Origin of the sequence: Streptomyces sp. NBC_00885 (assembly GCF_045207475.1) — a bacterium.
Classification (GTDB): domain Bacteria; phylum Actinomycetota; class Actinomycetes; order Streptomycetales; family Streptomycetaceae; genus Streptomyces.
In genome coordinates this window covers 8553837-8580007 of record NZ_CP108796.1, presented here as the reverse complement: position 1 = coordinate 8580007, position 26171 = coordinate 8553837, and the positions used below count along the sequence as shown (strand labels likewise).

25 protein-coding genes and 8 pseudogenes are annotated in these 26171 nt (G+C 68.2%); 16 read left to right on the top strand and 17 right to left on the bottom strand.

Annotated features, from left to right (window positions below; translation table 11 throughout):
- Positions 1 to 600 precede the first annotated feature (600 nt).
- Positions 601 to 918, top strand: coding sequence for a hypothetical protein (locus OHA61_RS39015; protein ID WP_406307115.1), 318 nt, complete (start codon positions 601 to 603; stop codon positions 916 to 918).
- A 72-nt stretch (positions 919 to 990) separates the two neighbouring features.
- Here the strand turns inward: OHA61_RS39015 and OHA61_RS39010 are convergent.
- The 4 genes and pseudogenes from OHA61_RS39010 to OHA61_RS38995 form a co-directional block, all read right to left on the bottom strand.
- Positions 991 to 1741, bottom strand: a pseudogene (locus tag OHA61_RS39010) (hypothetical protein).
- Positions 1742 to 2049: 308 nt separating this feature from the next.
- Positions 2050 to 3513 carry a hypothetical protein gene (locus OHA61_RS39005; protein WP_406307114.1) on the bottom strand — a complete coding sequence of 488 codons (1464 nt, stop codon included), beginning with the start codon at positions 3511 to 3513 and terminating at the stop codon, positions 2050 to 2052.
- Positions 3514 to 4355: 842 nt separating this feature from the next.
- Positions 4356 to 4682, bottom strand: coding sequence for a helix-turn-helix domain-containing protein (locus tag OHA61_RS39000; RefSeq protein ID WP_406307113.1), 327 nt, complete (start codon positions 4680 to 4682; stop codon positions 4356 to 4358).
- Positions 4679 to 5809, bottom strand: coding sequence for a tyrosine-type recombinase/integrase (locus OHA61_RS38995; protein WP_406307112.1), 1131 nt, complete (start codon positions 5807 to 5809; stop codon positions 4679 to 4681). Before OHA61_RS38995 ends, OHA61_RS39000 begins: the two co-directional genes overlap by 4 nt.
- Positions 5810 to 6410: 601 nt before the next feature.
- On the opposite strand from OHA61_RS38995, the pseudogene OHA61_RS38990 reads away from it, so the two are divergent.
- From OHA61_RS38990 to OHA61_RS38980, 3 genes and pseudogenes are all read left to right on the top strand, one after another.
- Positions 6411 to 6590: pseudogene (locus tag OHA61_RS38990) on the top strand (MFS transporter); the annotation flags it as partial.
- Positions 6591 to 6685: 95 nt separating this feature from the next.
- Positions 6686 to 6928: a Tn3 family transposase gene (locus OHA61_RS38985; protein WP_406307618.1), complete on the top strand. Its 243-nt coding sequence runs from the start codon at positions 6686 to 6688 to the stop codon at positions 6926 to 6928.
- Positions 6853 to 7101, top strand: a complete 249-nt coding sequence (locus tag OHA61_RS38980) for a Tn3 family transposase (protein ID WP_406307617.1) — start codon at positions 6853 to 6855, stop codon at positions 7099 to 7101. Before OHA61_RS38985 ends, OHA61_RS38980 begins: the two co-directional genes overlap by 76 nt.
- Before the next feature lie 248 nt (positions 7102 to 7349).
- Here the strand turns inward: OHA61_RS38980 and OHA61_RS38975 are convergent, their stop codons facing one another.
- Both OHA61_RS38975 and OHA61_RS38970 read right to left on the bottom strand, forming a co-directional pair.
- A complete protein-coding gene (locus OHA61_RS38975) occupies positions 7350 to 7946 on the bottom strand; it encodes an NADPH-dependent F420 reductase (RefSeq protein WP_406307616.1) in 597 nt (198 codons plus the stop codon).
- A 40-nt stretch (positions 7947 to 7986) separates the two neighbouring features.
- Positions 7987 to 8805, bottom strand: coding sequence for a 3'(2'),5'-bisphosphate nucleotidase CysQ (locus OHA61_RS38970; RefSeq protein WP_406307111.1), 819 nt, complete (start codon positions 8803 to 8805; stop codon positions 7987 to 7989).
- 141 nt (positions 8806 to 8946) lie between these two features.
- Here OHA61_RS38970 and OHA61_RS38965 point away from each other — a divergent pair.
- Positions 8947 to 9212: pseudogene (locus tag OHA61_RS38965) on the top strand (LysR family transcriptional regulator); the annotation flags it as partial.
- 206 nt (positions 9213 to 9418) lie between these two features.
- Positions 9419 to 9802: a hypothetical protein gene (locus tag OHA61_RS38960; RefSeq protein ID WP_406307110.1), complete on the top strand. Its 384-nt coding sequence runs from the start codon at positions 9419 to 9421 to the stop codon at positions 9800 to 9802.
- A gap of 29 nt (positions 9803 to 9831) precedes the next feature.
- Here the strand turns inward: OHA61_RS38960 and OHA61_RS38955 are convergent, their stop codons facing one another.
- Together OHA61_RS38955 and OHA61_RS38950 are read right to left on the bottom strand one after the other, a co-directional pair.
- A complete protein-coding gene (locus tag OHA61_RS38955; RefSeq protein ID WP_406307109.1) occupies positions 9832 to 10032 on the bottom strand; it encodes a hypothetical protein in 201 nt (66 codons plus the stop codon).
- Complete coding sequence (locus OHA61_RS38950) at positions 10029 to 10712, bottom strand: hypothetical protein (protein WP_406307108.1); 684 nt, start codon at positions 10710 to 10712, stop codon at positions 10029 to 10031. The genes OHA61_RS38955 and OHA61_RS38950 overlap by 4 nt, the downstream gene beginning before the upstream one ends.
- Before the next feature lie 408 nt (positions 10713 to 11120).
- Here OHA61_RS38950 and OHA61_RS38945 point away from each other — a divergent pair, with 408 nt between their 5' ends.
- Together OHA61_RS38945 and OHA61_RS38940 are read left to right on the top strand one after the other, a co-directional pair.
- The gene (locus tag OHA61_RS38945) at positions 11121 to 12359 is read left to right on the top strand and encodes an IS110 family transposase (RefSeq protein ID WP_406301243.1); all 1239 of its coding nucleotides are present in this window, start codon (positions 11121 to 11123) and stop codon (positions 12357 to 12359) included.
- Between the two features lie 50 nt (positions 12360 to 12409).
- Positions 12410 to 12613, top strand: a pseudogene (locus OHA61_RS38940) (aminoglycoside phosphotransferase); the annotation flags it as partial.
- A 92-nt stretch (positions 12614 to 12705) separates the two neighbouring features.
- Here the strand turns inward: OHA61_RS38940 and OHA61_RS38935 are convergent.
- A complete protein-coding gene (locus tag OHA61_RS38935; RefSeq protein WP_406307107.1) occupies positions 12706 to 13839 on the bottom strand; it encodes an FAD-dependent oxidoreductase in 1134 nt (377 codons plus the stop codon).
- A 110-nt stretch (positions 13840 to 13949) separates the two neighbouring features.
- On the opposite strand from OHA61_RS38935, the gene OHA61_RS38930 reads away from it, so the two are divergent.
- Positions 13950 to 14678, top strand: a complete 729-nt coding sequence (locus tag OHA61_RS38930) for a TetR/AcrR family transcriptional regulator (protein ID WP_406307106.1) — start codon at positions 13950 to 13952, stop codon at positions 14676 to 14678.
- A gap of 194 nt (positions 14679 to 14872) precedes the next feature.
- Here the strand turns inward: OHA61_RS38930 and OHA61_RS38925 are convergent, their stop codons facing one another.
- Positions 14873 to 15310, bottom strand: a complete 438-nt coding sequence (locus tag OHA61_RS38925) for a hypothetical protein (RefSeq protein ID WP_406307105.1) — start codon at positions 15308 to 15310, stop codon at positions 14873 to 14875.
- 594 nt (positions 15311 to 15904) lie between these two features.
- Here OHA61_RS38925 and OHA61_RS38920 point away from each other — a divergent pair.
- Positions 15905 to 16810, top strand: coding sequence for a LysR family transcriptional regulator (locus tag OHA61_RS38920; protein ID WP_406307104.1), 906 nt, complete (start codon positions 15905 to 15907; stop codon positions 16808 to 16810).
- Between the two features lie 409 nt (positions 16811 to 17219).
- Here the strand turns inward: OHA61_RS38920 and OHA61_RS38915 are convergent, their stop codons facing one another.
- The 3 genes from OHA61_RS38915 to OHA61_RS38905 form a co-directional block, all read right to left on the bottom strand.
- Positions 17220 to 17378 (bottom strand): hypothetical protein, encoded by a 159-nt coding sequence (locus OHA61_RS38915; protein ID WP_406307103.1) that lies wholly within the window; start codon positions 17376 to 17378, stop codon positions 17220 to 17222.
- 526 nt (positions 17379 to 17904) lie between these two features.
- Positions 17905 to 18357, bottom strand: coding sequence for a VOC family protein (locus tag OHA61_RS38910; RefSeq protein ID WP_406307102.1), 453 nt, complete (start codon positions 18355 to 18357; stop codon positions 17905 to 17907).
- A 437-nt stretch (positions 18358 to 18794) separates the two neighbouring features.
- Complete coding sequence (locus OHA61_RS38905) at positions 18795 to 19703, bottom strand: arginase family protein (protein ID WP_406307101.1); 909 nt, start codon at positions 19701 to 19703, stop codon at positions 18795 to 18797.
- 185 nt (positions 19704 to 19888) lie between these two features.
- Here OHA61_RS38905 and OHA61_RS38900 point away from each other — a divergent pair, with 185 nt between their 5' ends.
- On the top strand, positions 19889 to 20206 hold the full coding sequence (locus OHA61_RS38900; RefSeq protein ID WP_406307100.1) for a hypothetical protein: 318 nt from the start codon (positions 19889 to 19891) through the stop codon (positions 20204 to 20206).
- A 237-nt stretch (positions 20207 to 20443) separates the two neighbouring features.
- On the opposite strand, the pseudogene OHA61_RS38895 reads toward OHA61_RS38900, so the two are convergent.
- The 4 genes and pseudogenes from OHA61_RS38895 to OHA61_RS38880 all read right to left on the bottom strand — a co-directional run.
- Positions 20444 to 21656, bottom strand: a pseudogene (locus OHA61_RS38895) (RNA-guided endonuclease InsQ/TnpB family protein).
- Entirely contained in the window at positions 21640 to 22110 is a 471-nt protein-coding gene (gene tnpA, locus OHA61_RS38890; protein WP_406307099.1) for an IS200/IS605 family transposase, read from the bottom strand. The pseudogene OHA61_RS38895 and the gene tnpA overlap by 17 nt, the downstream one beginning before the upstream one ends.
- 238 nt (positions 22111 to 22348) lie before the next feature.
- Positions 22349 to 22897 (bottom strand): SMI1/KNR4 family protein, encoded by a 549-nt coding sequence (locus OHA61_RS38885; protein WP_406307098.1) that lies wholly within the window; start codon positions 22895 to 22897, stop codon positions 22349 to 22351.
- A 22-nt stretch (positions 22898 to 22919) separates the two neighbouring features.
- A pseudogene (locus OHA61_RS38880) lies at positions 22920 to 23175 on the bottom strand (DNA/RNA non-specific endonuclease); the annotation flags it as partial.
- Between OHA61_RS38880 and OHA61_RS38875 the strand changes: the two are divergent.
- The 5 genes and pseudogenes from OHA61_RS38875 to OHA61_RS38855 form a co-directional block, all read left to right on the top strand.
- Positions 23168 to 23493 (top strand): annotated as a pseudogene (locus OHA61_RS38875) (transposase); the annotation flags it as partial. The pseudogenes OHA61_RS38880 and OHA61_RS38875 sit on opposite strands and share 8 nt — an antisense overlap.
- Positions 23490 to 23966 carry a hypothetical protein gene (locus OHA61_RS38870; protein WP_406307097.1) on the top strand — a complete coding sequence of 159 codons (477 nt, stop codon included), beginning with the start codon at positions 23490 to 23492 and terminating at the stop codon, positions 23964 to 23966. The pseudogene OHA61_RS38875 and the gene OHA61_RS38870, both read left to right, overlap by 4 nt.
- A gap of 455 nt (positions 23967 to 24421) precedes the next feature.
- Positions 24422 to 24547, top strand: a complete 126-nt coding sequence (locus OHA61_RS38865) for a tetratricopeptide repeat protein (protein ID WP_406307096.1) — start codon at positions 24422 to 24424, stop codon at positions 24545 to 24547.
- 592 nt (positions 24548 to 25139) lie between these two features.
- Positions 25140 to 25901, top strand: a complete 762-nt coding sequence (locus OHA61_RS38860; RefSeq protein ID WP_406307095.1) for a thioesterase II family protein — start codon at positions 25140 to 25142, stop codon at positions 25899 to 25901.
- Between the two features lie 90 nt (positions 25902 to 25991).
- Positions 25992 to 26099, top strand: a pseudogene (locus OHA61_RS38855) (VOC family protein); the annotation flags it as partial.
- Positions 26100 to 26171: the final 72 nt, after the last annotated feature.

The following is a 26171-nucleotide window of genomic DNA, read 5'->3' as shown; positions in this document are numbered from 1 at the left end:
TCCGCGAGTTGAGCAGGGTCGGTTCGATCCCGAACACCTCCTCCACGGGTCACCTCGGCTGCCTAGACGGTTCTGATGACGCCGACTGCGCCTGTCCGGGGGGTTGGATGGGGAAGAGCCAGGGAGCGTTCAGCTCGTTGGCGTTCACGGTGTGCGCGCAACGATGGGGCGTCCCGACCGAGGGGAATCTCGAATTGCTCGTTGCACGACCGGGGAGGGAGCTCAATGCCTAGGTCGGCCGCCTCAGGACCGGGTCGGCGGAGGGCGGCTCCGCGCCGTACAGCGGGACGTCGTCGGGGGTGAGGTCTATACGGAGAGCTGGTACCCGTCACGTATTCGGAGGCTGCGGTATTCCTCGGGGGAGGACAGGGCCTGGCCGTCAGTCCCAGCTAGCTTGATCTTTAACCTCGGCTGTCGACTTCGTCCCGTGTTCTGCCGGTCAGCGTCTAACCTGACCCCCTCGCGACGGGCTCAGCTCGGTTCGGGAACACCACCCCGCCGAAGGCTTGTCTCGCCGGTGTTCCATAACCTCTTGCCGGACGCCTGGGCCAGGGGAGGCTACGGGGACCGCGAACCGACGATGGGAACCATGCGATCAGGATGACCGACGACGACATCGTGTGGCGGCTGATGCGCAAGGACGATCTTCTCGGCACGATCACCGTGGATGAAGCCGACTTCCCCTGGTTGCGAGGCCGGTTCGTCCCCGAGCCTGCCTTCAAACAGGTCAAGCCGTGGTTCGACGAGGTACACGCGATCGTGGAAGCGGAGGAGTTCGAGCGGTTTGACGACGCGTACGACCGTATCGAGGACGCCCTAACGCTGCTGTCACCGTCTGGGCCCGTTGACGAGTTCCTCCTGCACGTACACCAGGACCGGGCGTGGTTCCGCTGGAACAACGAGCCAGCTGAAGGTTGAATCTTAAGCTAGGGCCTGTTGTGAAGCCGCCGACGGCAAAAGTGGCGATGCAGTAGCTCCCGCGGTGCGTTCTTACTGCGGTCGCATCAGGTCCAAGTCCTCACCCCAGGCATCCAACACCGCGCCAAGCCGCGGCCGGGCGCCCGGCCCGGCGGGCTACTGCCTCAACGTGGGCGAAGAGGCCACGCTGTGTGGATGCGTCGCCCGATCCTGAGATTCGGTCCGCAGCGTTGAGCAGAGTGCCGGTGTTCCAGCCCGGTAGCGGGAACCGGGCAAGCTCCCATTCCAGGTACTTGTTGTAGGGGCGAGGGCGACAGTCGAGAGTGAAGAGCAACTCCAGCAGAAACCCCATGCTGTCGGCCGCGTCGAGCCGGGCCGCCAGCTCATGTCCGTCGCGGTGGTTCTTGACCGAGCGGTAGAGGGAGTTGGCGTAGGCATCGAGCCACTCGCCTGCCTTGCGGAAGGCTTCATCGGCGTCGAGCCGTGCTTTGCTGGCCAGGGTCTGGGCGATGCCTCCGTCGAGCCGGTCAAGCACGATTTGTGCGCGGGCGAGGGCGTATCGCTCGAAGCCGGGCATCCCTGCGGCGCGGAACTCGTCGAGGGGGAGGATAACGAGGTCGAGCTCTGGGGTGCGGTGTTCCGCAAACCGGGTGAGGGTCGTCGTCGCGCCATTGGCGAGGACGACGTACAGGTCGTAGTCGGAGTGCTCGGTGGTCATGCCCTCGTGGGCCCGGGAACCCTTGAGGACAAGGCCGACGACAGCTGAATCAGCGGCGGCGAGTTCGACGAACGCGTCGTAGGCAATGGGCTGCTGAACGGTCATGCGTGATCTCCGGTGTGGTGACAATGGATATGCCAGCCGGACGGCCCCGATCGCATCGGGGTCGCCCGCACCATCTGCGGCGACGCTTGGCCGCCACGCGGAAGATCAACGCACGTGCGGACTCTACTGCCCGGCCAGCCGAGAGGTCTGGCATTTACGGTGCTTCTTGAGACGGGTGATGCAGGGGCTTTCCGGCGCTCGCCCCCGCCCCACAGGCCGCGCTGCATAGCTGAACACGCGCTGTAGACGGGCATGGCCGAACAGGGGACCTCGGCGGGCGTGAGGTCGTCTCGAACTGCTGGTACCCGTCACGTAACGGTGTGCGGTATTCCTCCGTCCTGCTCGCGTTCGCGAGGCGCGTGCGTGGGGCGCGACGTGAGGTAGGCGTTCCAGTCGCGGGCGGCCCGGCGGGTCCACCCGAGGGCGGAAGTGATGCTGATGCCCAGGGCCTCACTGAGAACCGAGGCCGGCAAGTCTGAGGCCAGCGTAAGGAGCGCGGTGTTCCGGGCAGGATGGGCGGGCAGTCCGTGACGGCGGAGCTTGCGGGCGAGGGTGGCGGCTGAACGACGGGTACCTGCGGCGTAGCCAGGGAAGATCCAGGCAGTGCGGCGAGTGGTGCGGCCGATGGCCGAGTCAGGCTGGGCCTGGTCTGCTTGCCGACGCAGGATGCGGTGGACGGCTGGCGGAAGCAGGACGGGATCCTTGCCGAGGATGAGAGACGGCTCGTTGCCGTCGGTCAGCTCTGTGGCAGTGAGTTCCGTGATGCGGGTGATCGGTATTCCGTACAGCAGCATCACGGAGCCGGCTGCTCGGACGTCGAGCGGCAGCGCCTCGTCCCGTAAACAACGTTGCAGGTGCGCCCAGTGATTGGCTTGGTCCCACCAGCGGTGTGGATCATCTCTGGGTCGGTCGGGGACCTCGTGTTCGCCGGTTAGGTTGCGGTGATGGGCCCAGCGCAGGAAGTTCCCTACTTGCCGGCGTCCTGAATGCTCGGACAGCCACCGGTCGACGTCGGTCTGGGTGAGGTCGGCCAGCGATAGGTCCTGGTTACTGAGCCAGGTGAGAAGGTAGGCGGCGCAGCGGATGGTGTGGCGTACCCGCGCTGCGCCGGCGGACGTGAAGCGGGTTCGGGCCGCTCGGCGTCGGGCCTGCCGCAGGACCGACCATTCGGCGTATGCGCGCAGCGTGTGCCGGTGCTGCGAGGGTAGCTCGGCGAGAATGCGCTCCAGCCAGGGCTTCAGCGCGGCAAGGGCCTCGTTGCGGGGCGGGAGAATCCCCAGGTGGATGAGGGTGGCCCGTAGACTCGCCGGGCCCTGGCCGGGGCCGGCTGCGTCGAGGGCCTCGTGGCTGAGGGGGATGCCCGCGGCGACGAGCTGACGCAGGCAGGCGGCAGCGCCGCTGGGCTTGTCCAGCCACACCAGGATCGATCGAGCCTTCGGGACGCGCAGGAGCGCATCGGTCAGCGGCCGCAGCTCGGCTGGCACCTGGCTGGCGCTGTCCGTGAACTCGTCGGCGAGACGCTCGCGCAGGATGCAGCGGGCGCATCGCGGGCTGCGATCGGTTTCCCGGCCGGATCCGCAACTGACGCACAGGTAGGCGTTGGCCGCGCCGGAGCACTCCCCGCACGTGCCGCGGCCGTCCGGGCCTGGGCCGATCAGAGGCCGGGTGCGGCCGCAGGTGGCGCAGGGCCGCGGGTGCGAGCGGACATAGCCGTAGCAGGAGGCGCACACCTTGCCGAGCGGCCAACGGGCCCGACACCGCTGCTGCTGCACACACCGCGCGCAGGTCTCCAGAGGTGCGGACTTGCAGGTGCTGCATCGAGGGGTTTGCGCGCGAATGCCGGTGCACGGACGCAGCCGTCCGCAGTCCACGCAGACGGCCATCGGACCCTTCGCGCACGCCCGACACAAGTCCGGCGAACCGGCACGGGCCCTGATGTGGATGACTGCGGTGCGTCCACACAGTCCGCATGTGCGCGGGATCCGCTGCTCGCGATAGCAGCTGTCACACACGGGTCCGCTTGAAAGCCGACGAACGACCTGGGCAGTGCGGCCGCAGGCGCTGCAAGGCTCCGGCGGGCGCTGGCCGCCGCAGGTGCTGCACACCGGTCTCCCGTCCGCCAGCCGGCGGTGAACGCGCGCAGCCCGATCGCACACGCTGCACGGCTCATGCCGTGCAGGATCTGCTGCGTGGCAGGTACGGCACACCGGACCGTCCACGTCCACCGCCGCTACGACACCTGTTCGGCTGCAACGGACGCAGACCCGGGCCCGGCCCGCAGAGGCGCAGGGCCAGCAGACCCGCCCCTCGGGGCGCCGTTCCGGCAGCGGACGCTGCTTGCCGCACCGCGCGCACGCCGGGACCGTCACCGGGTGCCCGGCCGCGTGCAGGTGACGCACGAGCCGGTGCAGGGAGGGCGGCACATCCGGGTCGCCGGAGGTCAAGGCGGTTGGGTGGTCCCGCAGATGTTCCTCCAGCCGGTGCAGACCGACATGGCGGTGCGCGTTGACGGCGACCAGCGCCTGCTCGGCCGCCTCCGCATCGAGATCCGGCAGAACGGCGCACAGGCGCGTAACGACGCAAGCGCGAACCACGCCCGGTGGCTGTGGGGGGTTCATGACGACGAATCAGGACGCCTGATGGTGCTGCGACGCACCGGCGGCGGCGCAGGGGGACCGCCCTCCGCCGTTTTGCGGACCTGCGTGTTCGCGACCTGCACCTCAATGAGGTCGTTGGGAGTACAACCGAGGATGTCGCACAGCGCGGCCAGAGTGTCCATCGACAGCCGCTGAGGCGGATTGGTCACCAGCCGATAGACCTGCTCACGGGACAGGTGGATGCCGCGCTCAGCCAGGAGGGGCACCAGATCCGATGTCTGGAACAACCCTTGCTCGGCCATCTTCAGCCGCAGGTGCCACACAATGCCCATCTTCTTGATCACGAGACTGGCTCCCACAGCTCAGGAAATCGATCACGCATGGAACGTGTCAGCAGGCCGTTGCGGTACTCCAACGACACCCCCGTATACAGCGCCGTCGTCGACGCGTACCGGTGACCGACCTGGTCCTGCACGAACCGCTCCGGATACCCGAACTCAATCAGATGGGTGATGTAGGAGTGCCGCAGACAGTGCAGGTCCAACTCCTCGTCCAGGCCAGCTGCTTCACGGACTTGAGCGAAGACCTCGTCTATGCGGCGACACGACATCCGGCCTCGCCGCTCAGTGACCCACCACGCCGGGTGAGCACCCGGCGAGAACAGCGGCCGCACCTCAGTCACCCACTGCTCCAGGACCGGCAGCACCCAGTCCATCTCCGGGACCAGCAGCACCGTTCGCCGCTTCGGCGGCCCGCCGCGAGACGACTTTCCCCACCGCACGTGCGCCACGCCGAGCCCGCCGAGCCCGCCGAGCGACGGCATCTTCGGATTCCGCCGCAGATCCGCCAGGTCCAGGCCCCACGCCTCGCGCCGACGCAACCCGAACGCGTAAATCATCTTCACCAGCGCGGCGTCCCGCAGAGCCGCCAAGGCTCCTTTTCTCCGGCGAGAACGAATCAGCTCAACCAGCCCGTCAGCCGCGTCGAAAAGCGCCTGCACCTCGTCGTAGGTGAGCGGCCGCCGCTCGGGGCTGCCTTCGTACTCACTGGAGTGAACGATGGTGTTCCACTCGCCGAGCACCTGCTGCGGCACCTCGCCGAACCGCTCCTCGCACGTCGCCGGCCACCCGTAGCGGGGATCGGTCACGAACTCCAGAAACATCTGCAGGTGGCCGAGGTGACCGCGGGCGGTCGACACCTTGATGGGGCGGCTTCCCGACCGCAGATGGTCGATGAACGCTTCGACTTCAACAGCGCCCCACTGCCACGGGTATTGGCCCGAAAATCGCGACAGCCTTTCGACCAGCGCAAGACGCCGTTTGATCGTCTCGTCCTTGAGGAACCGCACCCGCTGCTGCCGGGCCCAGCCTTCCAGCATCGCCTCGAACACCCGCGGTTCCGGATCGAGCGGCATCACGTTCTCGACCAGCAGCAGATGCGCTGCACCAGGTAAGTCGACTCGCCTCTCCATTGGGTTGCATCTAATACAACATCGTGGCATCGCGTGGACTGTTTCACGAAAGAGCCAGATCAGCGTGGCTACCGTCGCCCAGGAGCGGTAGCTTCATCAGGCGATTCGCCCTATTCCCCGAACTTCGGAACTTGCATTGGATGCAACTCCGCCCGAACCCGGTGGAGATTGACGGGGTGGCGCCAGCGGCCGCGATCGACAGCGGTGCCGCCGCGAATTCGGCGACTGGGGCGCGACGGGGGTGAAGGCGAGCGGTTCAGCGGCTGCCCAGTGCGACGTGAAGTGCACGTCGTGCCAGGGGCGTTCGGCGCCTGCGGGTGCGAGCAAGCCGCCGCCGAGCTCCGCACGAAACCGCGGCGCCAGCGGTGTGCTCCGGGCGACCAGCAGGAAGTGCCCGTCGGTGGTGTGGCGGCCCAGCAGAACGGTCCCCGGCAGGATGACGCTGCCCGTGACCGCACCGATGACCGCTTCAGCGGTGTTGCGGATGCACTGGTGGAGTGTCCGTATTCGAGAGGTCGGCGAGCGCGAGACTGCCGGTGCCGGGACCACTGCTCACGTCCACGATCCGCGCCGGGACGGAGTCGGCGACGTTCGCGATCCACTGCCCTCCGCGCAGGCCGACCCCGGCTTCTCGGACGGCTCCCGGCAGTGGATCGTCACCGCGTACGCACTGGCGTTCGCCGCTCTGCTTCTGCTGGGCGGGCGCCTGGCCGATTTCTTCGGCCGCAAACCGGCCTTCCTCATCGGCGCGGCCGGCTTCGCCGCCGCCTCCGCCCTGGGGGTCTCGCCCCGTGCTGAAGAACACCTCCGAGGTGAAGCCGACCACGGTGCACGCGTACTCGGGGCCAGGGCTTCCCTGCCTTTGCGCTCGCCCACCTGCTGGGCTTCGACCTGATGCCCAGGATCCGGAACTGGGAGGAACTGACCTTCTACCGGCCCACGAAGCAGACGGAGTATGTGCACATCGATGCCCTGTTCGACGAGCCGGCCCGCAACGTCATCGACTTCGACCTCCGTACGCCGGGGCGCCATATTCCTCCACGCTGCTGCTGCGTCGTCTGCGCGCGGGCTCACGCAAGAACGCCACCTACACCGCCTTCCGTGAGGTCGGCCGTGTGATCCGTAACGTCCAGCTGCGGCGCTACCTCTCGGCTGCCCCACTACGCCGGCGGGTCACCGCGGGTGATCTTCCACAACGCCCCGGACATCGCCGAGATCGTGCGCCAGCTCCAGGAGGAGGGCCCGCTGCGCGGCGACGGCCCGGCGCCGACCGCTGCGGCCAGACAGCCTGACCATCGATGCCAGGTCACCACGCGACCGACGGCAGCCGTTCCGGCGCCAGCGCCATGCACACGCACGCGCACCTGGATCGGCGAGTGTGAGGCCGGTGCCGGCGGCCGCCGCGGGTACTCGGTGCGAGGCCGACGGCCCCGGGAAGGGTGGCGACGGGTCGCCGTCCGGCGCTGAATCGCTGGCCCTGCCTGCGCTGCCGTATCCGTTCTGGATGTGGGCCCGCCGGGGGCGGTGCAGTGTGTGCGGATCAGCGGGCGATTGAGATCGCGAAGGGTGTGAATCCGGTGGACCGGATGACGTGCGGGACGAAGAGGATCGCGGCCTCTGTGGCGCGGGCGGTCTGGATCCCGCCGAGGTCGGTGATCCAGTCCTTTTGCCAGCCGAGGTTGATGAGCAGTTCGCGGACGGTCTGCTTGGCCTGGGGGTCCTCGCCGGAGAGGAACGCGGTTGGCGCCTGGGTGAGCGTGGCTGGCGCGGTCATCACCGGGAAGAGCATGGTGTTGAGTGTCTTGACGACGCGGGTTTCGGGGAGGGCGTCCTGGAGTTGCTCGGCGAGGCTTGAGCCGGGGTAGATCAGGTCGGCGGGCAGTCCGTCCGGTCCGTCGGTGGTGGCATTGGAGACGTCGACGAGGATCTTGTCCCGGAGTTCTTCGCGCAGGGCGGCGAGACGTTCCACGGAGCCGTTGCCCGGGGTGGCGTTGATGACGATCTGGGCTGTCCGGGCGGCGTCGGCGGCGGCGCCCGGCGCGCGGTCCGCCACGGTCACCTCATGCCCTGCCCGGGTGAGGGCTGTGGCCAGGTTGCCGCCGACGCGGCCGTTTCCGAGAACTGCGATCGTGGTCATCATGATGTGGTCCTTCCGTGGGTGCGGTTGTGGTGCGCGGTCAGCGGGAGAGGGTGGCGACGGCTTCGGCGTGGATACCGGGCGCGGCGGCCAGGAAGCTCTCGCTCTGCGGGGTCCAGGGGCGGCCCTCGGCGTCGGAGATCTGTCCGCCGGCCTCGGTGACGAGGAGCGCCCCGGGGAGTAGGTCCGCGCGGGCGCCGGCGAACTGCCAGAAGGCGTCGATCCGGCCGGCGGCCACGTTCAGCAGGTGCAGGGTCGCGGGCACGGCGGTGCGGACGACGAGCGCGTCGAAGAGCATCGCGGTGATCGAGGAGCCGACGCGCCGCACGACCTTCTCGTCCTCGTCCGGCCGGGCCTGGCTGGTGGCCACGATGCTCAGGCCGAGGTCCGCGGTCTGGGAGACGTGCAGCGGCCGGCCGTCTAGGTGGGCGCCCGCACCGGTGAGCGCGGTGTAGGTCTCGCCGGTCAACGGCAGGTGGACCACGGTGAGCACCGGCTGGTTCTCGCGCACGAGGGTGGCGGTTACCGCCCATTCCGGCAGGGCGTGCAGGTGGTTGACGTTGCCTTCGGCCGGGTCCACGACCCACCATTCGCCGGGCGGCAGCGCCCCGCCGTCCAGCTCGTCCTCCACCCAGCCGGCGTCCGGGCGCAGGCGCGTGAGGCGGGGGCGCAGGATGTCGAGGGCCGTGTCGTCGTTGGCGGCGAGGGCGCGCATCAGCTCGTCGCGGGTCTGGTACCGGACCACCTCGCCGAAGCGCTCGCGCAGCGCCGAACCCGCCTCACGCACGGCGTTCTCGGTCTGGGCGAGCAGGTCTGCGTCGGAGGCGGCGACTGCGGTGGTCTGAAGCGTTTCGGACACGGTGGTACTCCCGTCTGAGGAAGGGGATGGTGAGGCCGGTCGAGGGCCGAACTGCGCGTTACTTCTTGCGCTTTCGCCTCAACGGTATGCAGCCCCGTCATTAACTTCAAATGCATGTCAGGCACGGCTAGGATTACCCGTATGCAATTGGATCGAATCTGCTGGCCGCGCTCGACGCGCTGCTGGAGGAGGGCAGTGTGGCCGGGGCGGCCGCGCGCCTGCACGTCACCGCCCCCGCGATGAGCCGGAGTCTGGGCCGCATTCGGCGCACGACCGAGGACCAGATCCTGGTGCGCACCGGCCGCACGATGACCCCGGCGCCGTATGCGATCGCCGTCAGGGAACAGGTGCACGAGCTGCTGCACCAGGTCCAGGGGGTGCTGGCACCGAGCCGTGAACTCGATCTGGTACACGACGATGCCGTCATTTGGCATCGACATCCGCACCTCTGCTGATCACCAACTGCCTCCGGAACCAGTCGACCAACGCTGTTCCTGGAGATCGACGAAGTCACGCACGAGTTCACCGCTCGGGGCCGCCAGTCCGGCCAAATGAGAGCCGGCGCTGGAGTCCATCAGGTCGTCCATGGCCTTCGCGATGGCGCCCCGGTAACGTGTTCGCGATCCAGCGGATCACCGCGGAGAACACCACCCTCAAGCAGCGCGTTCGTCAGCTCACCACCGACAACCGCACCTTGGAGGAACGCCTGAAGGCCGCTCGCTCCAACCTGCGCTTCCAAGACCGCCGCGTCGCCGGCCTGGAGGTCAAACTCGTCGATCCGACCGCGATCACTAGACCTGGACGCTCCACTTCGTCCGAACCTGCGGCCTGGCCACCGGACCCGGCGGCCAGGCCGTTTCGGGCGAACGACCGGTTCGCGGCACGAGAGTGCGTTCGGCGGTCGCCTGCTCAGCGGTATGACAGGACGTTTCTGATCGGCTGGCCAGCGACGATCTCTCTTGCCTGCGGCTTGATCGACTGGTGTTCTGGAACCTGAGCGCGTAGCGGTCATCAGCTACGGCGAATTCATGAGCTGATCCGTTGGCGGGACCAGGCGAGTGCGGTGGCGGAAAGCTTGCCGCGTGGTGCGGCGGCGTCCGCGGTCCCCAGGCACTGTCCGCCGTCGAACAGTCCCAGTTCGTAGTGCACGGTGTGCTCGTCGTGTCCGCTGACGGCGATCCCGATGTCGTAGGAGCGAGGGTGAAGGACTTCGCCGAGGTAGGTCACGCGGTAGCGCCAAGAGAGGTATCGGGGGAGCTTCCTGGCAGCGTCGTCTCCCAGCAGACGGTGTGCATAAGACGCGATCGCCTCGTCGTACCAGCCCAGTTGGGCGATGTAGTTGACGTGCTGGTTGCGGTCGACGTCCCCCACGCGGCTGTGGACGGTGGCAGCGGCCAGGTAGTACTGCCGCTCGCGGCGACGCGGGCCGGGTTTCGACGCGACTGCTGCACTGGTTTGCGGCAGTTGCAGTTACTCAAGGTCGGCGAGCAGTTCGTCCGGCAAGGGATCGGCCCAGACTTGTCGGCGAGGACGATGGTGGCCTCAGCCGTGGCGACGAGGTGCCCGTCGACGAACATGCCTTGACCGTAGGTGTACGAGGATCGTCCGATCGCGCGGATACCGGTGCCGATCCGGACGGTCGCGCCGACCTTGCCGAAGGCCGTCTGCCGTTCGACACGCTGGCCGACAAAGGGGATCTGGTACGGCTTGAACCCGCCGTCAGCCGTGAGCTTGTCGAAGCGTGAGAAGCGCAGACCAACCCGGGGATGCTCGAACAGACGCGACAATGCCATCGTGCTTGTCGTGCCGCCCGGTGCGAGGTCGCCGAACCGTTGCACCACCTGCTGGTGGTCAGGAAACTCGTCCTCGGCCAGTAGCGCGGCGTTGGACCGTTCGTCGACGGTCAACGGTTGTTCCTAATTCGTGAGTAGGCGGTTCCAGATCGGCTCATGAACGAGTCGCTGGACTGTTGAAGTCGCTTGGGTTCGTAGTGGCCGCGTGGGCGCCGGGCTGACTCCTGTCAGTTCCCGGCCCGTCGAGGCCTTATGAAAGAACGGTGGCGCCCGGCGTCTTCGGGCCACTGCGGAACCCAGCCCGGCCTCTCGCACGTAGATCGTTGCGGTGTGAGCCCGTCGCAGGGCGACCTCTTCGCTTCGTCCCGAGCCGCCGAGCTCTGCACAAGACGGAGGCCCCTGCGGTGCGCTGGTGCCGCGAACGGCTAGTGAGATGGCGGACCGAAGAGTCCTGGAATTAGGTCGCCGCGTGGCCCGCACAGGTTCACCACCTGCGCGAACAGCAACAGAACGGAGAACTGTATGACCGTGTTCTGCGGGATCGACTGGGCCGAGAACCACCATGACGTGGCTCTGGTCGACGAGACCGGACACCTGCTGGCCAAGCGGCGGATCACCGACGACGCGGCCGGCTACCGGCTGCTGCTGGACCTGCTCGCCGAGCACGGCGATACCGCCGATGAGCCGATACCGGTGGCCATCGAGACCGGACGCGGCCTGCTCGTCGCCGTCCTGAACACCGGAACGCGGCCGGTCTACGCCGTCAACCCCCTGGCGGCGGCCCGCTACCGCGACCGGCACAGCGTCTCCCGCAAGAAGTCCGACCCCGGCGACGCGCTGGTGCTGGCGAACATCCTGCGCACGGACCTGCACGCGCACCGCTGCCTGCCCACCGACAGCGATCTTGCCCGTGCCGTCGCCGTGCTCGCCCGCGCCCAGCAGGACGCGGTCTGGGCGCGTCAGCAGCTGGTCAACCAGGTCCGCTCGCTGCTGCGTGAGTACTTCCCCGCCGCCCTGGACGCCTTCCTGGGAAAGCAGTTCGGCCTGGCCCGTCCCGAGGCCCGTGCGGTGCTGGCCGCGGCGCCGACTCCGGCCACGGCCGCCAGGCTGACCCCGGCCCAGTTGCGGGCCGCGCTCAAACGCGCCGGCCGCACCCGTGGCATCGACGTCGAGGCCGATCGTCTGCGGACGGTCCTCCGCGGTGATTACGCCCACCAGCCGCAGGCCGTCGAGGACGCGATGGGGCATCAACTTCTGGCACTGATACGTCAGTTGGATGCGGCGTGTCTGGCAGCCGCCGACCTCGCGGCGGCGGTGGAGGAGCATTTTCGCCGGCACCCGGACGCTGAGATCCTGCTCAGTTTCCCCGGCCTGGGAGTGCAGCTTGCCGCCCGGGTGCTCGCCGAGATCGGAGACGACCGCAGCCGCTTCGCCAATGCCCGTGGCCTGAAGGCCTACGCGGGTTCGGCTCCCATCACCCGCGCCTCCGGGAAAAAGAGGTTCGTCGGGCGCCGCTTCATCAAGAACGACCGGCTGATCAACGCGGGCTTCCTGTGGGCCTTCTCCGCCCTGCGGGCCTCGCCCGGAGCCGACGCGCACTACCGTCGACGGCGCGAGCGGGGCGACTGGCATGCCCAGGCCCAGAGGAACCTCTTCAACCGCATGATCGGCCAGCTCTACCACTGCCTGCAGACCGGACAGCTCTTCGACGAGCAGCATGCTTTCACCTCCTCAGCAGCGGACTTGGCCGTCGCGGCTTGACTTGTTAGGCACGTGAGATGTCTTTCAGGATGGTCACCAGGTCATGGACAGGGATCGCAGACCGCTTTTGTGGCGCCTACCAGCCGACCCCGGACGCCGCGACCTTGCGCCGCGCCCGCGGCTGGGCGGTGCTGCGCGCTCTGAGCGGCATCCTCATTGGGGAGGCCGGCGTCCACGGGCGCGCTGGCGGCAAGGCCACCTGGGGTCCACCCGCCACCGCTGCGTTGCGACGACTCGTCGCAACGGTCCGCCGGCCTGGTGAGCACGGCCCGGCGGCCTACGTCACCGACGCGCGTCGCCCCGCCCATGCAGCTCGTTAACTCCCTCTCCCCTCCGGCGATCTCGCTCACTCAGTCGACTCCTGGCCGATGAGCAGGTCGAGCAGGCTGGCGGGGGCGTTGTCGCCGAAGATCAGCTGGTGATTCTTGTCGGATTCGGCGGCGAACTGGGCACTGCGGGGAAAAAGGGCCTGCTCGTACTCCGCAAGGGCGGCTTCGACGTCGTCGGGATGTGCGGCGATGGCTTTGCCGAGTTCGGCGCCGTCGAACATGGCGAGGTTGGCGCCCTCCCCGGCGAACGGTGACATGAGGTGGGCGGCGTCGCCAAGCAGCGTCACTCCGGGAACGCGGTCCCAGCGGTGGCCGATCGGCAGGGCGCTGATCGGGCGCGGGGCGAGGGCGGTTTCCCCGTCAGTGATGAGTGCGGTGAGTTCAGGCGCCCATCCGGTGAATTCTGCCGCGACCTGGGCCGCCGCCGTTTCGGGACTGGCGAGGATGGCGGCGATCCAGTCCTGCGGCTTGTTGAGCGCGACGTAGGTGTGAAGAACGGCGTCGGCCTCGCGGTGGCCAAGGATCCCCTTGCCGGGTGTGACGGCGAACAGGGAACCGTCGCCGGCGGCCTTGGCCGCTGCGGGGTGGCGCTGGTCGGCGTCGTACAGGTAGGTCTCGATGAACGACGTGCCGACGTACTCGGGCTTGGCGTCGGAGAGTAGCGGCCGGATCCTCGACCAGGCGCCGTCCGCGCCGACGAGGAGGCCGGTCGTCACGGTTGGCCCGTCGGCGAAGGTCAGCTCGTGCCTACCGTCTCCGAGGGGGCGGACACTGGTGACCTTGTGTCCCCACTGGATCATCTCGTCGGGCAGCGAGTTGATCAGGATCCGACGCAGGTCTCCGCGGAGCACCTCGGGGCGACCGCCTGTGCCGTCGTCGGGCTGGTCGAGCAGTACCGCGCCGTGCTGGTCGAGCACGCGCAGGGCCTCGCCGCCGTCGTGGATGATCGCGCGGAACTCGTCGGTGAGGCCGGCCGCTTCGAGGGCGAGCTGCCCGTTGTACTCGTGGATGTCGAGCTGACCGCCCTGCGTGCGGGCGTCCGCCGATATCTCGGCTTCGTAGATAGTCGCGGGGATGCCGTGCAGGTGCAGGACCCGTGCGAGGGTCAGGCCGCCGAGCCCGGCGCCGACGATCGTGACGGGAGTGGTCATGGTGGTTCCCTTTCGCTTGGACACCGCTCTACTGCGATACAGTGTTCGCAGTACCGGCGCCACGATAGCACTACTGCGAACAGTGAGCGCAGTAGCGAGGAGGAAAACCGATGGACGACGCTCACACGGTGATCTGGAACCGGCCGGAGCGGGCCGCGAAAGGCCCCGCGCCGTCACGCACGCGGGCGGAGATCACCAGCGCTGCTATCGCGATCGCCGACGCCGAGGGCATCGAGACACTGTCCATGCGGCGCGTCGCCAAGGAGCTGGGAACGGGCACAGCCTCGCTCTACCGCTACCTGGCCTCCAAAGACGACCTGCTCGACCTCATGCTCGACGCCGTAGCGGCCGAAGACGGCGGCCCGCCTGCCCCCACCGGCGACTGGCGCAGCGACCTGCGAGGCCTGGCCCATCGTTCCCGGGCCGCCTTCCACCGGCATCCCTGGATGATCTCCCTCGCAGCAGGGCGCCCATCGCTTGGACCGAACTCCCTCGATACCATCGAACACGCACTAGCCGCCCTCGATCCCCTCGGCTTCGATATCGACGTCATGATCACCGTCGTCGACACGCTGCAGGCCTTCGTCCGCGGTTACGCCATCGGCGAGCTCGCCCAACAGGAAGCCGTCCGACGCTCCGGAGTCGGCATCCAGGAATGGATGGACGCCCATGCGCCCTACCTCGACAAAGTCGTCAAGAGCGGGCGCCATCCACTCCTCGCCCGGGTCATTCGTGATGCCGAGCTTCCCCACGCGGCCGACAGGGCCGAGCGCGGGTTCGAATTGGGACTCGAACGGCTCCTCGACGGATGGGAGGCCAACCTCCCGGTCCGGCCCTGACGGTCCGGCAGCGTCACCTGGCGGTTCATCGGGGAACTCCACACCCCGACGTCGGCCTCCGCGCGCCGAACCCCCGACGCAACGCGATTCCCCGAAACGACCCGCCAGGGCTTGCACGGATCGGCGGACGCCTCGTCGTATCTGCTTGTTGGCCAGCTCAGCGAACCAGCCCCGGGGGAAGTCGATCCGCTACTTCACGCCCTCTCCCCGGTGGCGGGGATCGGTTGCCGTTCGTAGGCCGGCAGGACGGTCAGGGCGCTGAAGTGGTCGGCGGCCAGGCGTGGGTTGTCCGTGTCCAGGAGTCCGGCGCCGGCGAAGTGGGCGATGCGGTCCGCCAGGTCCTGCGACGCCCCGTCCGTCGCGAGATTGTCCGTGGTCGTCGGCGTCTGCAAGCGCTGCTGGGCGACGAGGGCGAAGGCGGCGGAGCCGACGATCGACGTGCCCAGGTCGATCGCGAACGCCGTGAGCGCCTGCTCCAGTTGCGGCACTCTCGTGATCTGCGCGTCCGTGGGGAGGTGCTCGTCCAGCGCCCGGCGGCTCGTGGCAAGCATCGAATCGGAGGCGGCGGAGAGGATGGCCAGGAATGGCCGCCGCCTTTCGCCGAAGTAGTCGTACACGGTGCGCTTCGACACCTCGACTCGGGCCGCGATTGGAGGAGATCCCGGATCGACGGGCGTCACGATGACGTTCCGGCGAGCGAGGCCAGGCGCTCCATCTCGTCCAATGCTGGACAACGCCGTTCAGGGCGGGGCTAGGCAGTGTGTCCGGCGGATCGTCGGGTGCCTGCTGGCGGCGCCTGGGTACCGATTGGGCCGACGACGAACGGTACGGGCTCTGTAAGGGGATGGCCGGCTGGTCGACGCGTTGTTGAACGCCAGCAGTTTCGGTCCCACTGGCAGATCGAGCAGGCGGTTGCAGACAGCGCCTGTTGCGGCGAGAGCTGTACGCCTTGTCACCGCTTACGTGACCGGGCCGGGGGCTGCCCGCCCTGCGGGCGAATCCTGCAGCCGAGCTCCAGGCATAGGAGGTCGCCGTCATCCGGGAGAAGTTCACCGAAATCGGCAGGTTCATCACCGGAGCTGGCCGCCGAGCATAATCACCTGTTCGGAGGTGAAAGTGAGGTCGCTCGGGCCGGACTGTGCGGTCCGTCCCGCGCCTTCGTCTCAACGGCATGCAGCCCTTTCATTAACTTCAAATGCATGTCAAGCACGGCTAGGATTACTCGCATGCAATTGGATTTGAATCTGCTCGCCGCGCTCGACGCGCTGCTGGAGGAGGGCAGTGTGGCCGGGGCAGCCGCGCGCCTGCATGTCACCGCCCCCGCGATGAGCCGGAGTCTGGGCCGGATTCGGCGCACGACCGGGGATCAGATCCTGGTGCGCACAGGCCGCACGATGACCCCGACGCCGTATGCGATCGCCGTCAGGGAACAGGTGCACGAGCTGCTGCACCAGGTCCAGGGGGTGCTGGCACCGAGCCGCGAACTCGATCTGGCAACGTTGGAGCGCACTTTCACACTCCGCTGGCACGATTCCCTGGTCGCCTTGAGCGGCCCCGCACTGCTCGCGGCCGTGCGCGGACAGGCGCCGGGCGTGCGATTGCGCTTCGTCGCGGAATCGAGCATCGACACCCCCGAGTTGCGGCGCGGCGAGGTCGACCTGGAGGCGAACGCCAACCGCCCGAGCGCACCGGACATCCGTGCCGAGAACGTGGGCGAGACCCGCCTCGTCATCGTCGTGAGGCACGGGCACCCCCTCACCCGCGTCAGGACCGTCACCGCAGAGCGTTACGCCGCCGCTGAGCACGTCACCGTCTCGCGACGTGGAAACCTCAGCAATGCCCTCGACGACGCCCTCGCGCGGCTCGGCCTCACCCGCCGCGTGGTGGCGACCGCGCCCACGGAAGCGGCCGCGCTGGAGTTCGCGCGCGGCTCCGATCTCCTGATCAGCGTCCCCGAAGCCACCACACGGTCCGCAATCGCCGACCTCGGCCTGGTCGTGCTCCCCCTCCCCCTCGAACTGCCGTCGGCACCGATATACCTGTCGTGGCATCAGCGCTACGACACCGACCACGCCCACGCCTGGCTGCGCGGGCTGGCCCGAACCGCGCTGGCCATGTGCGGAGCGTCTTAGTCCGGCCTTGGGGACGCCCGTACAGCCAATGGCGGATCAGTTGTTCCGCTTCTCGGTCGAACGGGATTCCGCGGAACTCAGCCCGGACGGGAAGACGCTCGCCACTGCCAGCGAAAACGGCGCAGTCCGGCTGTGGACGGTGGGCGACTTCGGGTCCGCGCATGCTGGTTGTGCTGCTTGGTCTGACGGCAGGGCTGCTAATTACCGGGACTGCCGTCTACCTCGCCAGCGTCCACTCAGCGACGGCCGAGCCCCTGCAAGTTGGCGCCGCCGTCCTGACCGCTCTCGCTGGTCTCGTCAGCATCGTCATGCGGACCATGCGGCGGCGGTGACCACAGCCCGCGGGCTCGGGCGTCTCCTGAGCCTGGAACGGGCCAGCAAAATCGACAGCAAGCAGCCGGTTGCTGCCTCAGCTGAACTCGTACGAGGGCATGCCGTTGAAGTCCATCGTCCGCTCAAGCTCTCGCTGTGTCTGCTCGGCCGTCCGACGTGCTTCGGCCGGGGCGTCCCCGAGCTCCGCTACGAGCTCGGCATAGATGGGGGCATCTGATCGGTCCGTGAAGCTCACGGTGTAAGGGTCCCTTCGTACGTCGTCCTGCTCCCGGCCGGCGGCCGGGAGCAGGAGCCGAGTGTACGGATGACCTTGTGGACCCGCTTGTCCGGTCCACAGGGCGGACCAGGCACGAACTCCCTGCGCTACTCCACGGCCTCCGGCTGAAGAGCGCTGTCACGGCAAAGCCACCGGACCCGGGTCCCATGAACATGGCGGACCCACGCTCCCCTCCACGCCTCCTCGAGTGCTGGGCGTGCAGTCCCCGGAGGGGCGGGGGGTGCCGGCCTGGGAACAGGGCTGGAGGACGTCGGCCCCCAGGCCTCGATGCTTCTGCTCATGCGCTGCGTCGTGGGCTGCGTCTTCAACTACACCTCACGTACGCACTGCTGGTGCCCTTCTCGAGGAGACCTGGTCGGCGCCATCGATGCGGCCGTGGGCGTGATCACCCTGCTCGTCCTGCTGTTTGGCGCCGGATCCGGCCGCGAAGAGGCCGGTCCATCAGATCGCGCTCAACCGGCGATAGCCACCGGTCCGAGCAGGATCACGTACTCGCGGGCGTGCCAGAAGTCGAGCTGTCCGAGGTGCTCGACGGATCCATCCACATGACCTGCCAGCCGTGGCCGTCGAGGTCGAAGAAGCTGCGTGAGTACATGAAGCCATGGTCCTCGGGGCCATCCGCCTCGGAGCCGCCCGCGGCGAGCGCAGCCTCAGCGACCGTGTCAACCTCATCGCGGGCTGACACGCTGAAGCAGTAGAGCGCCAGCGTGTGCGTGGTGGGATCGGCCATCGGCAGCTTCGCGAACTGCGCGAACGTCTCGTGGCTGAGCAGCATGACGGAGGCTTGCTCGCCGACCAGCATGCAGGCGGCGGTCTCGCCGGTGAACATCGGGTTGTAGCTGAACCCGAGCCGCGCGAAGAACGCCTTGCTGCGCTCGATGTCGGCCACGGGGATGTTCACGAACAGCATGCGACCGGCGTGTGCGGGAGTGGTCATTGTGGGTCTCCAGTCCGAGGTTCGATGGCGTACGACGGGGTAGACCGGCCCGGCCTGCGGAACTCATCGGTGGATTTCGGAACTCGCATCGAGCGACAGCTTGGAAGCACTGACACGCTTGCGGCTGAACATCGAGCGGGGCGGGGACAGGCAGCCCATGTCCGGACGGCTTCCCCTGCATGCGTCGAGCAGTAACCGGCAGGGATGCAACACTGAACCTGCTGCTTCAGGCGCTTGGCATCGGTAGTGAAGCGCTCACGTTTCGCAGCGTTCCCCAGACCGGATTCACTGTCATGAAGGCGACCTCCGAGTACAGCCGCGAGCGGCCCGGTCAGGCTGCAGCCGTCAGAGCGACTGCCCAGGCCGCGCCCTGCCCGGCCCGCTAAATGCCCGGGCCTGCCATCCCGAGGCGTTCAAACGGTGGCTCAAGGAAAGACTCAGCGGCCCAAGCCCTGAGCAATCGCTCCCGTGACGGTGTCGACATAGCGGGCGATCTGGTGGCCCGAGGGGTCATGAGTCGGGTTGACCTCCGCGAGAGTCAGCGCGCCGACGCCGCGGGCGGCAAGCAGGTTCTCCAGTACCCGGGCGGCAGTGCTGAGGGTCACGCCGGTGCCGTAGTGCGGAAAGTTCCCCAGCGGAAGGTCGCGGGAGTCGACGGCGTCGACGTCGAAGTGGACGGCAAGGGTGATCGTCTCGCCCGTGAGTGCGGCAACGGCGCGCCGCGCGACAGCGACCGGATCGGCCCTCAGGGCCGCACCGTCGAAGTGCTTCAGCAAGGGCCGTGCGGCAAGTGCGCCGGCATCGAAACTGTCGGGGTCGCCCGGGTCGTAGCCGAGCAGGACCAGCTGATGATCGGCGAGCAAGGGCACTGTCTGCCCGATACGGGCCAGCGGTGTGTCGGCGATTCCCAGCATGTGCGCGACACCGGTTGCGTCGAGGATCCCGCTGCGTGTCCTCTGGGGAGAGTTCAGGTCGGCATCCCCGTCGAAGTACGCGAGCCGTACGTCGTCGCGAACGCGTTGCAGCCCCGCCACCACCCCGAGGGTGATGGTGCAATCGCCACCCAGCACCATGGGCAGACGCCCGGCCCGGGTCTCCCGCTCGACGGCGTCCGCGACACCGAGCGCCACACGGACCACCGCGTCGACGTTGCGGGCGCTCGCGCCCAGAGCGTCGACTGCGAACGGTTCGCCGGCGACGTCACCGACATCGGCCACCGAGAACCCGGCAGCCCGCAGCTTGTCGACGAAACCGTGCTCGCGCAGCGACGCGGGTGCCAGATCCTGTCCGGCGTGATGAGCGCCCGCGCTGGTGGGGACGCCAAGGACGGCCAGCTCACTGGGCATGAATCCATACTCACACAGGCGTGTGACGCGCGCCGTCGCACAGCGCCGGGCACCACGCGAGAGCCCCTACTTCTCGCCGCACCGGGCGATGCAGCCTGCGTACGCTCGAGCGCGCCACGCGTTCCGCCCGGTGCTCGACCGGATGCGCCGTGCCCGCACTCAGGCCGAGATGGCAGGGTGTGAGCATGGTGTTCCTGCGCTGCGAAGCCGTCCGCTGGGTTGATGATGAGCCGCAGCCCGGCCTGGTCGAGGTCCGGTTCACAGACGCCCACAACCAACAGTGGACCTTCGTCGAGAAATGGCCCGTCTTCGCCGACAGGAACCGGTTGACGCCCGACTCAACCTATCCCGTCGCGGTGGGAATCCTCTGCGACACCCTGGCGGACGACGACAGTTCAGCCACCGCGGACACGGTCAAGGTCTCCGTCGCTCCGTGGGGACTGGAATCACTCGAAGGACGCGTCGAATTCGAGGTACGGGCTGATCAATTGTCCGCTCGCTGACGGTCAACGATCGCCCGCCTCGCCGACCCGACGGTCGGCGAGGTCAACACCTGCTCTTCGCTCCCCACCCTCCCCGCACTATCCAGAGCGCAAGCCGAGTTCCGGATCGCGCGCCACCATGTACGGCTCGATCACCTGCCGGAACCGCTTGGAGTCCAGAGCGACGACATCACCGTCAACGAACCGGACCAGGTGACTCCTCCCACGCGTTAACGTGCGGGCTTCTCCTGTCGGTGGCTAGGCCACGTCGGGATGGACCAGCCCGGCCCTGATAGCGACGTTGAGTGCACCGACCTGGTCGGCGTTGGCGGTGTGGCCGCAACGGGTGCACTCGAACTTCTCTTGCGTGGTGCGGTTCTTGCCGGACACGTGCCCGCATTGGGGGCATGTGCGGGAGGTGTTGCGGGGGTCCACGGGGATCAGTACGCGACCGGCGCTTTCAGCCTTGTGCGCGAGGATGCCCAGGAACACCCCCCAACCCGCATCGTGAATGCTCTTGTTCAGGCCGGCCTTCGCGGCGGCACCGTTCGGCAGAAACCCGCCGAGCACTTCGGGGTCGGGCTTGGGCCTTGGGGCGCGGACCATGTTCACGATGCGAAGCTGCTCGTGTGCGATCGTGTCGTAGTCGCGGACCAGGGCGAGGGCGGTCTTGTGTGCGTGGTCGGTGCGCTGCCGCTTGACCTTGCGGTGAAGGGCGGCGACCTTTTCCACGGCCCGGCGGTGGCGGGCCGACCGGTTGTCCCGTCTGCGCCCTGGGAACTCCTTGAGGGCGCGCTGGGCATCGGCCAGGGCTACGGCGTTGCGCTTGTGGTGACGCGGGTTCGCGATGTGCTCGCCCTCGGACGTGGTGAGGAAGTGGGCCACGCCCATGTCGATTCCGGTCACTGCGCCCGCCTGGGGCAGGGGCTGGGCCGGGACCTGGTCGCAGGCGAGGACGACGTACCACTGCCGCCCCTCACGCTTTGACGCTGACTGTCTTCACGCGGCCCCTGACGGGGCGGTGCTGGTGGACGCGGACGTGTCCGACGCCTTGGAGACGGACGCGGGTGACCGGGTCGTGCGGGGTGGAGTCCCAGCGGCAGCCGTCGCCGTCCTTGGGGAACTCGACCGTCTCGAACCAGTTCACGCCCCGGAACCGGGGGTAGCCGGGGGTGTCCCCGGACTTGACCCGGCGGAAGAACGCGGCGAACGCCTTGTCCAGGCGCCGCAGCGTGGCCTGCTGCGAGGAGAACGACCACCGGCCCTGCCGCTGCGGATCGAACGCCCTGATCTCCTTGAGCTGCGCCGACTGGCTGCCGTACTTGATGTTCGTCTTCGAGACGTGCCGGTAGGCGTCCCGACGTTCCTGTAACGCCCCGTTGTAGAGGGAGCAGTGATCCCGCAGCATCTCACCCAGCGCCCGGCTCTGGCGCACGGTGGGACGGAGAAGGAACCTATACGCGCGGTGCACGCTCGCCCTCCTCCTTCCGCTTGTTGGTCCAGGGGCGTTCCCACTGGGTGTTGATGTACTGCTCGACCGTGTCCGCGCTCACCGCGCCGACCGAGGCCACGAAGAACGACGACGACCACAAGGTCGGCATCTGCGACTTCAAATGCGGGAACTCCTCGCGGAGCACCCGGGAGGTGAAGCCCTTGAACTGGTTCGCGACGTAGGACGCGGACGCCTTCGGTTCGTGCTTGACGAAGAGGTGGACGTGGTCGGGCATCACCTCAAGGGCGATGATCTCCCAGCCCTTCTCGGCTGCCTTCGCCTCGATCAGCTCACGCAGCCGGACAGCGACCCGGCCACCCAGGACCCGCCGGCGGTACTTCGGGCACCACACGACGTGCAGTCCCAGGTCGTACACGCCACCGGAATACCGGCGGACCTTCCGAGTCACAGTCACAACCGCGACTATACGCATGGCGCGCATCTAGTGGCTGCGGGTATCGGAAACCCGAGATCAACAGTGAGACCCGTGAACAAATCCAGGTCAGAGCAACACCGAGAAGCGATTCCCCCCGCGCCTAAAGGCGCGGGTCCCCTCGCTAGAAGTCTGATGGCGGCTGAGAGAGCTCGCCCACGCCGGGGAGCAGACCCTCGCCGAGACTCCTGTTCACCCGGCCCTGCCGGGAGCTGACCGTGCTGCGGCGAGGTCCTGGTCAGGCTTCCAGGATGTCGTCGTTGGAGTCGAAGGTGTGGTCCTCGACCGGAAGGTTGTACAGGATGTCGGAGTGGATCTCGCCGGTGATGACGGACAGGATGAACTGGGTGCTTTGTACCGGGTGGTGTTCCCGTTCCGGTCCGCGGCCGGCGTTCGCCAGTACGGTCCAGTCCTCGGGCCGCCCGTCCTTGCTGGTGAGCCAGTAGAGGTAGGCGCTGGTTCCTTCGATGTAGGCGAAGGGGAGCAGGCCGGCTCCCGTGGCCTCGAGCTGTACGGGGCGGGGCTCCGGGCCGATCTCCCACAGGCGCGCAAGTACCTCGGCGCGCTCCTCCTTCATGGCCAGGAGGTCGTAGTCGCGGTCCGCGCAGTCGGGCTCCAGCACCCAGATCGTCTCGTCGAAGACACCGCCCCCGTAGGTGTCGACGAGGTCCTTGAAGTCCTCGGGCAGGGCGGTGCCCAGGCGTGCCTCGACCTCGGGCCAGGCCCGCGGGCCGGGCTCCGCCGGCGGCGGGACGATCCGGGTGAGCTGTTCCACATCGGGATGCATCCGGGTGGCTCCCGGGGATTGTTCAGGGCTTGGGGACGTTTCAGGATAGTGATGTGATTGCTCGGGGCTCCGCCCTCGTAGGGGATGAACTGGAACCGCTTGTTTCCCTCGGCGTGGATCGTCAGCGCGATCGGGACCACGTCGGTCTTGTCGTTCGTCCGGTAGATCGGGGTCACGGTGTACTCGATCGTCTCGTTGTTCTTGTCCACGGCTGCGCGGATCTGGTCCTCGATCGCCTTCATGACCGGACTGTTGGCATTGCGGTGCATGGCAACGAACCCCAAGGTCGTCAAGCGGGTCACCGACGACGAGGACGAGCTGCTGGCGTTCTTCGACTACCCTGCCGAGCACTGGATCCATCTGCGGACCACGAACCCCATCGAGTCGACCCTCGCCACCGTGCGGCTGCGAACCAAGGTCACCAAAGGCGCCGGCAGCCGGTCCGCCGCGCTGAGTATGGTGTGTTCAAGCTGATCGAATCCGCGCAGGCCAGCTGGCGCGCGGTCAACGCGCCGCACATGGTTGCCCTGGTCCGGGCCGGTGCCCGCTTCGAGCGCGGCCAGCTGGTTGAGCGGCCGGAAGGGATCGCGGCATGACCGGCCGCCACGCCGACGAGGAGCCCGCCGAGCACCGGCGCTTCGCCCACTATCTGGAGGCTCTGGAAGTCGTCGCCGAGGGGGACGAGGCCGACCTGGTGGCCGCCGTCCTGCGCGACCAGGACACGACGATGGCGGACAGCGCGGTGGGCCGCCATCTGGACTGCCGGGCCGCCGGCCTGCTGAGCGACCCCCGTTTCACGGCCTGGGCCCAGACCCTCTCCGAGGTGATCGCGGATCGCGACTTCCTCGCCCGCCGCTTGCACGAGTGGACCCTGCTCAGAGCCATTGCCTTGGGTAAGCCGTGGGCCGCCGAGGAGCTCACCAGTGCATCCGACTGGTTCCAACGCACGGCAACCACGCTGATCGTGACCTCACCCGAGGCCCTCAGGCTGCTGGCCGAGCGCGGACGAACCCGCCGCGTTCGACATGCAGCGACACGACAGCTGCGGCACCGGGGCCAGCCCAACTGACTTGATCCACAGGTCTTGACGATTCCTGCCGTCTGAACTCGTCCCGACCGGGGAGGATCGGTGCCCCGCCGGCAGATGGTGCCCAACGAGCTCGTGCATGGTTGGCGGTGGGGTGTCGAGAGGTGCGGTTCCGCCCGGTGTTCACATTCGCTGATCGGCCACGCGGGTGGCGGTCTGCTGGTGTGACAGCAACCCGGCGACGGCTTGAATGGTGTCGGTCATGTGCTCGCGTCGGCCGTGGTGACCGGCGAGGGCTCCCCAGTTCTTTCAGTCCTCCCGGACCCGCCACCGCAGATGATCCAGCCGGTGCTGCCCGGCGCGCGCCCGACCTCAAAGCCGGCCCGCCGGGCAGAAGTTCATCCATGAGTCGACACACCGTCGCCGTCTGCCGAAGGCGATCCACGTATATCGCACGGTAACCATGACGGGCTCAACCCACTCCCCACCACGATGGCATGGCGATGAACAACCTCGGCCTGGCGATGAACGCGATGAAGCGGTTCGAGGAGGCCGTCGACGCCCTCGGCCGGTCCGTGACCCGCTGTCGACGCGTTCAAGGAGTCGGTCGCGGTCTTTCATGAACTCGCCGACTGGAACCGCACGGACATCGCGCTGGACGGCCTCACAGCCACCGCGAAGGCGCAGCGTTCCGGCCGGATCCGCAAGGCATGGCGGCAGCACCGGACCGCAGTGATCAGATCTTGGGGGACGGCGAAGGCGCGGTGTGCGCAGGGCACGCAGGAGCTGGCCCTCCCGTGGGGAGCCGGGAGGGACGGCTGGCCCCCGCCCGCCACGGGCGAGCGGGGTGCGCACAGCATGCACCTCATTCAGCCATTGCGGTAGAGGAGCGACCGGAAACCGTCATCGGCTGTCTGCCGGCCTTCGACGCATGGGAGTGGTGAACGCCGTCTCCCGTGTCGGTATGCGCGGGCGCGCGCCCCTTGGCATCGCCGGGGCCTCGTTGGCGGCTGCCGACCAGGATCTCGCATCAAGCCCCGGGGACGCCCCCGCACACCGCCGTCACGTCCCGGCGGGATACCGGTAGGTCCAGAACAGGGCCGCCCCTGGCCGCCCCGCCGCTGGACGGTAGCCTGGCGCCGCGCCCGCCACCAGCCCGCGCTGCGGTTTCCGTATCCCATTGCGCACCACCCTCACCCAGGAGGATGTTCCGCCGTGCACCGCGACCGCAGTATTGCCGCCTGGATCCGCCGTTACCGGCCACGGCCGAACGCCTCGGTGCGGCTGGTCTGTTTCCCGCACGCCGGGGGCTCGGCGGTGGTCTTCCACCCCTGGGCAGCGGCGTTCCACCCGGACGTGGAGATACTCGCCGTCCAGTATCCGGGTCGGCAAGACCGGCTTGCCGAACCGCGCCTCGAGGACCTCACGGAGCTGGCCAAGCAGGTGCTGCCGCCGCTGCGAGCCGCGGTCGGCGACAGCCGGTACGCGCTGTTCGGACACAGCATGGGCGCCACCCTCGCATTCGAGGTGGCCCGTCGGCTGGAGGCCGAAAGCGACGCCGGCCCCGAGCTGCTGGTTGCATCGGCCCGTCGAGCCCCCTCCCGACACCGCGCCGTGCTGGTACACCAGCTCGGCGACGCCGATCTGACCACGCACATTGCCGAGCTGAGCGCCACCAACAGCCGTCTGATGGAAGATCCCCGGGCGAGAGCCATGATTCTCCCGACCGTCCGCAGCGATCTGCGGGCGATCGAGACGTACCGCTGCCCACCGGGTCTCGCGCTGCGCACGCCCATCCTGACGATCATCGGAGACAACGACCGCTGGACCACGCTCGAAGAGGCGGAGGCCTGGGCCAGGCACACGCGGGGTGGCTTCGAGCTGCGCGTGTTGCCCGGCGGGCACTTCTATCTGGACGAGCAGGAGGCTCAGGTGCGCCAACTGGTCTCCGCGCGCCTCGGCTGCGACGGGGCGTGATCCCGGCCCGGTGCAGCCGAGGCGCGCGGCTGCGAAGCATCGCCGGTTGATCCGGCGGTACGTTGACGTTTGCGGCACCTGGCACGCTAGCTGCGGGCCCTCGGCACCACCGACCTCGACCTCGGCCCGGGCGACGTCCCGTGGACGTGCCTGGCCGACCCGGAGGGCCATGAGCTCTGCGTCCTCGCCCCGTCCTGACGCGGAGCCTTTGACGACACCCCGACGGGTGAGCTTGTGTGCTCATGCTCCATGGCCACGGGTGGGTTGGGC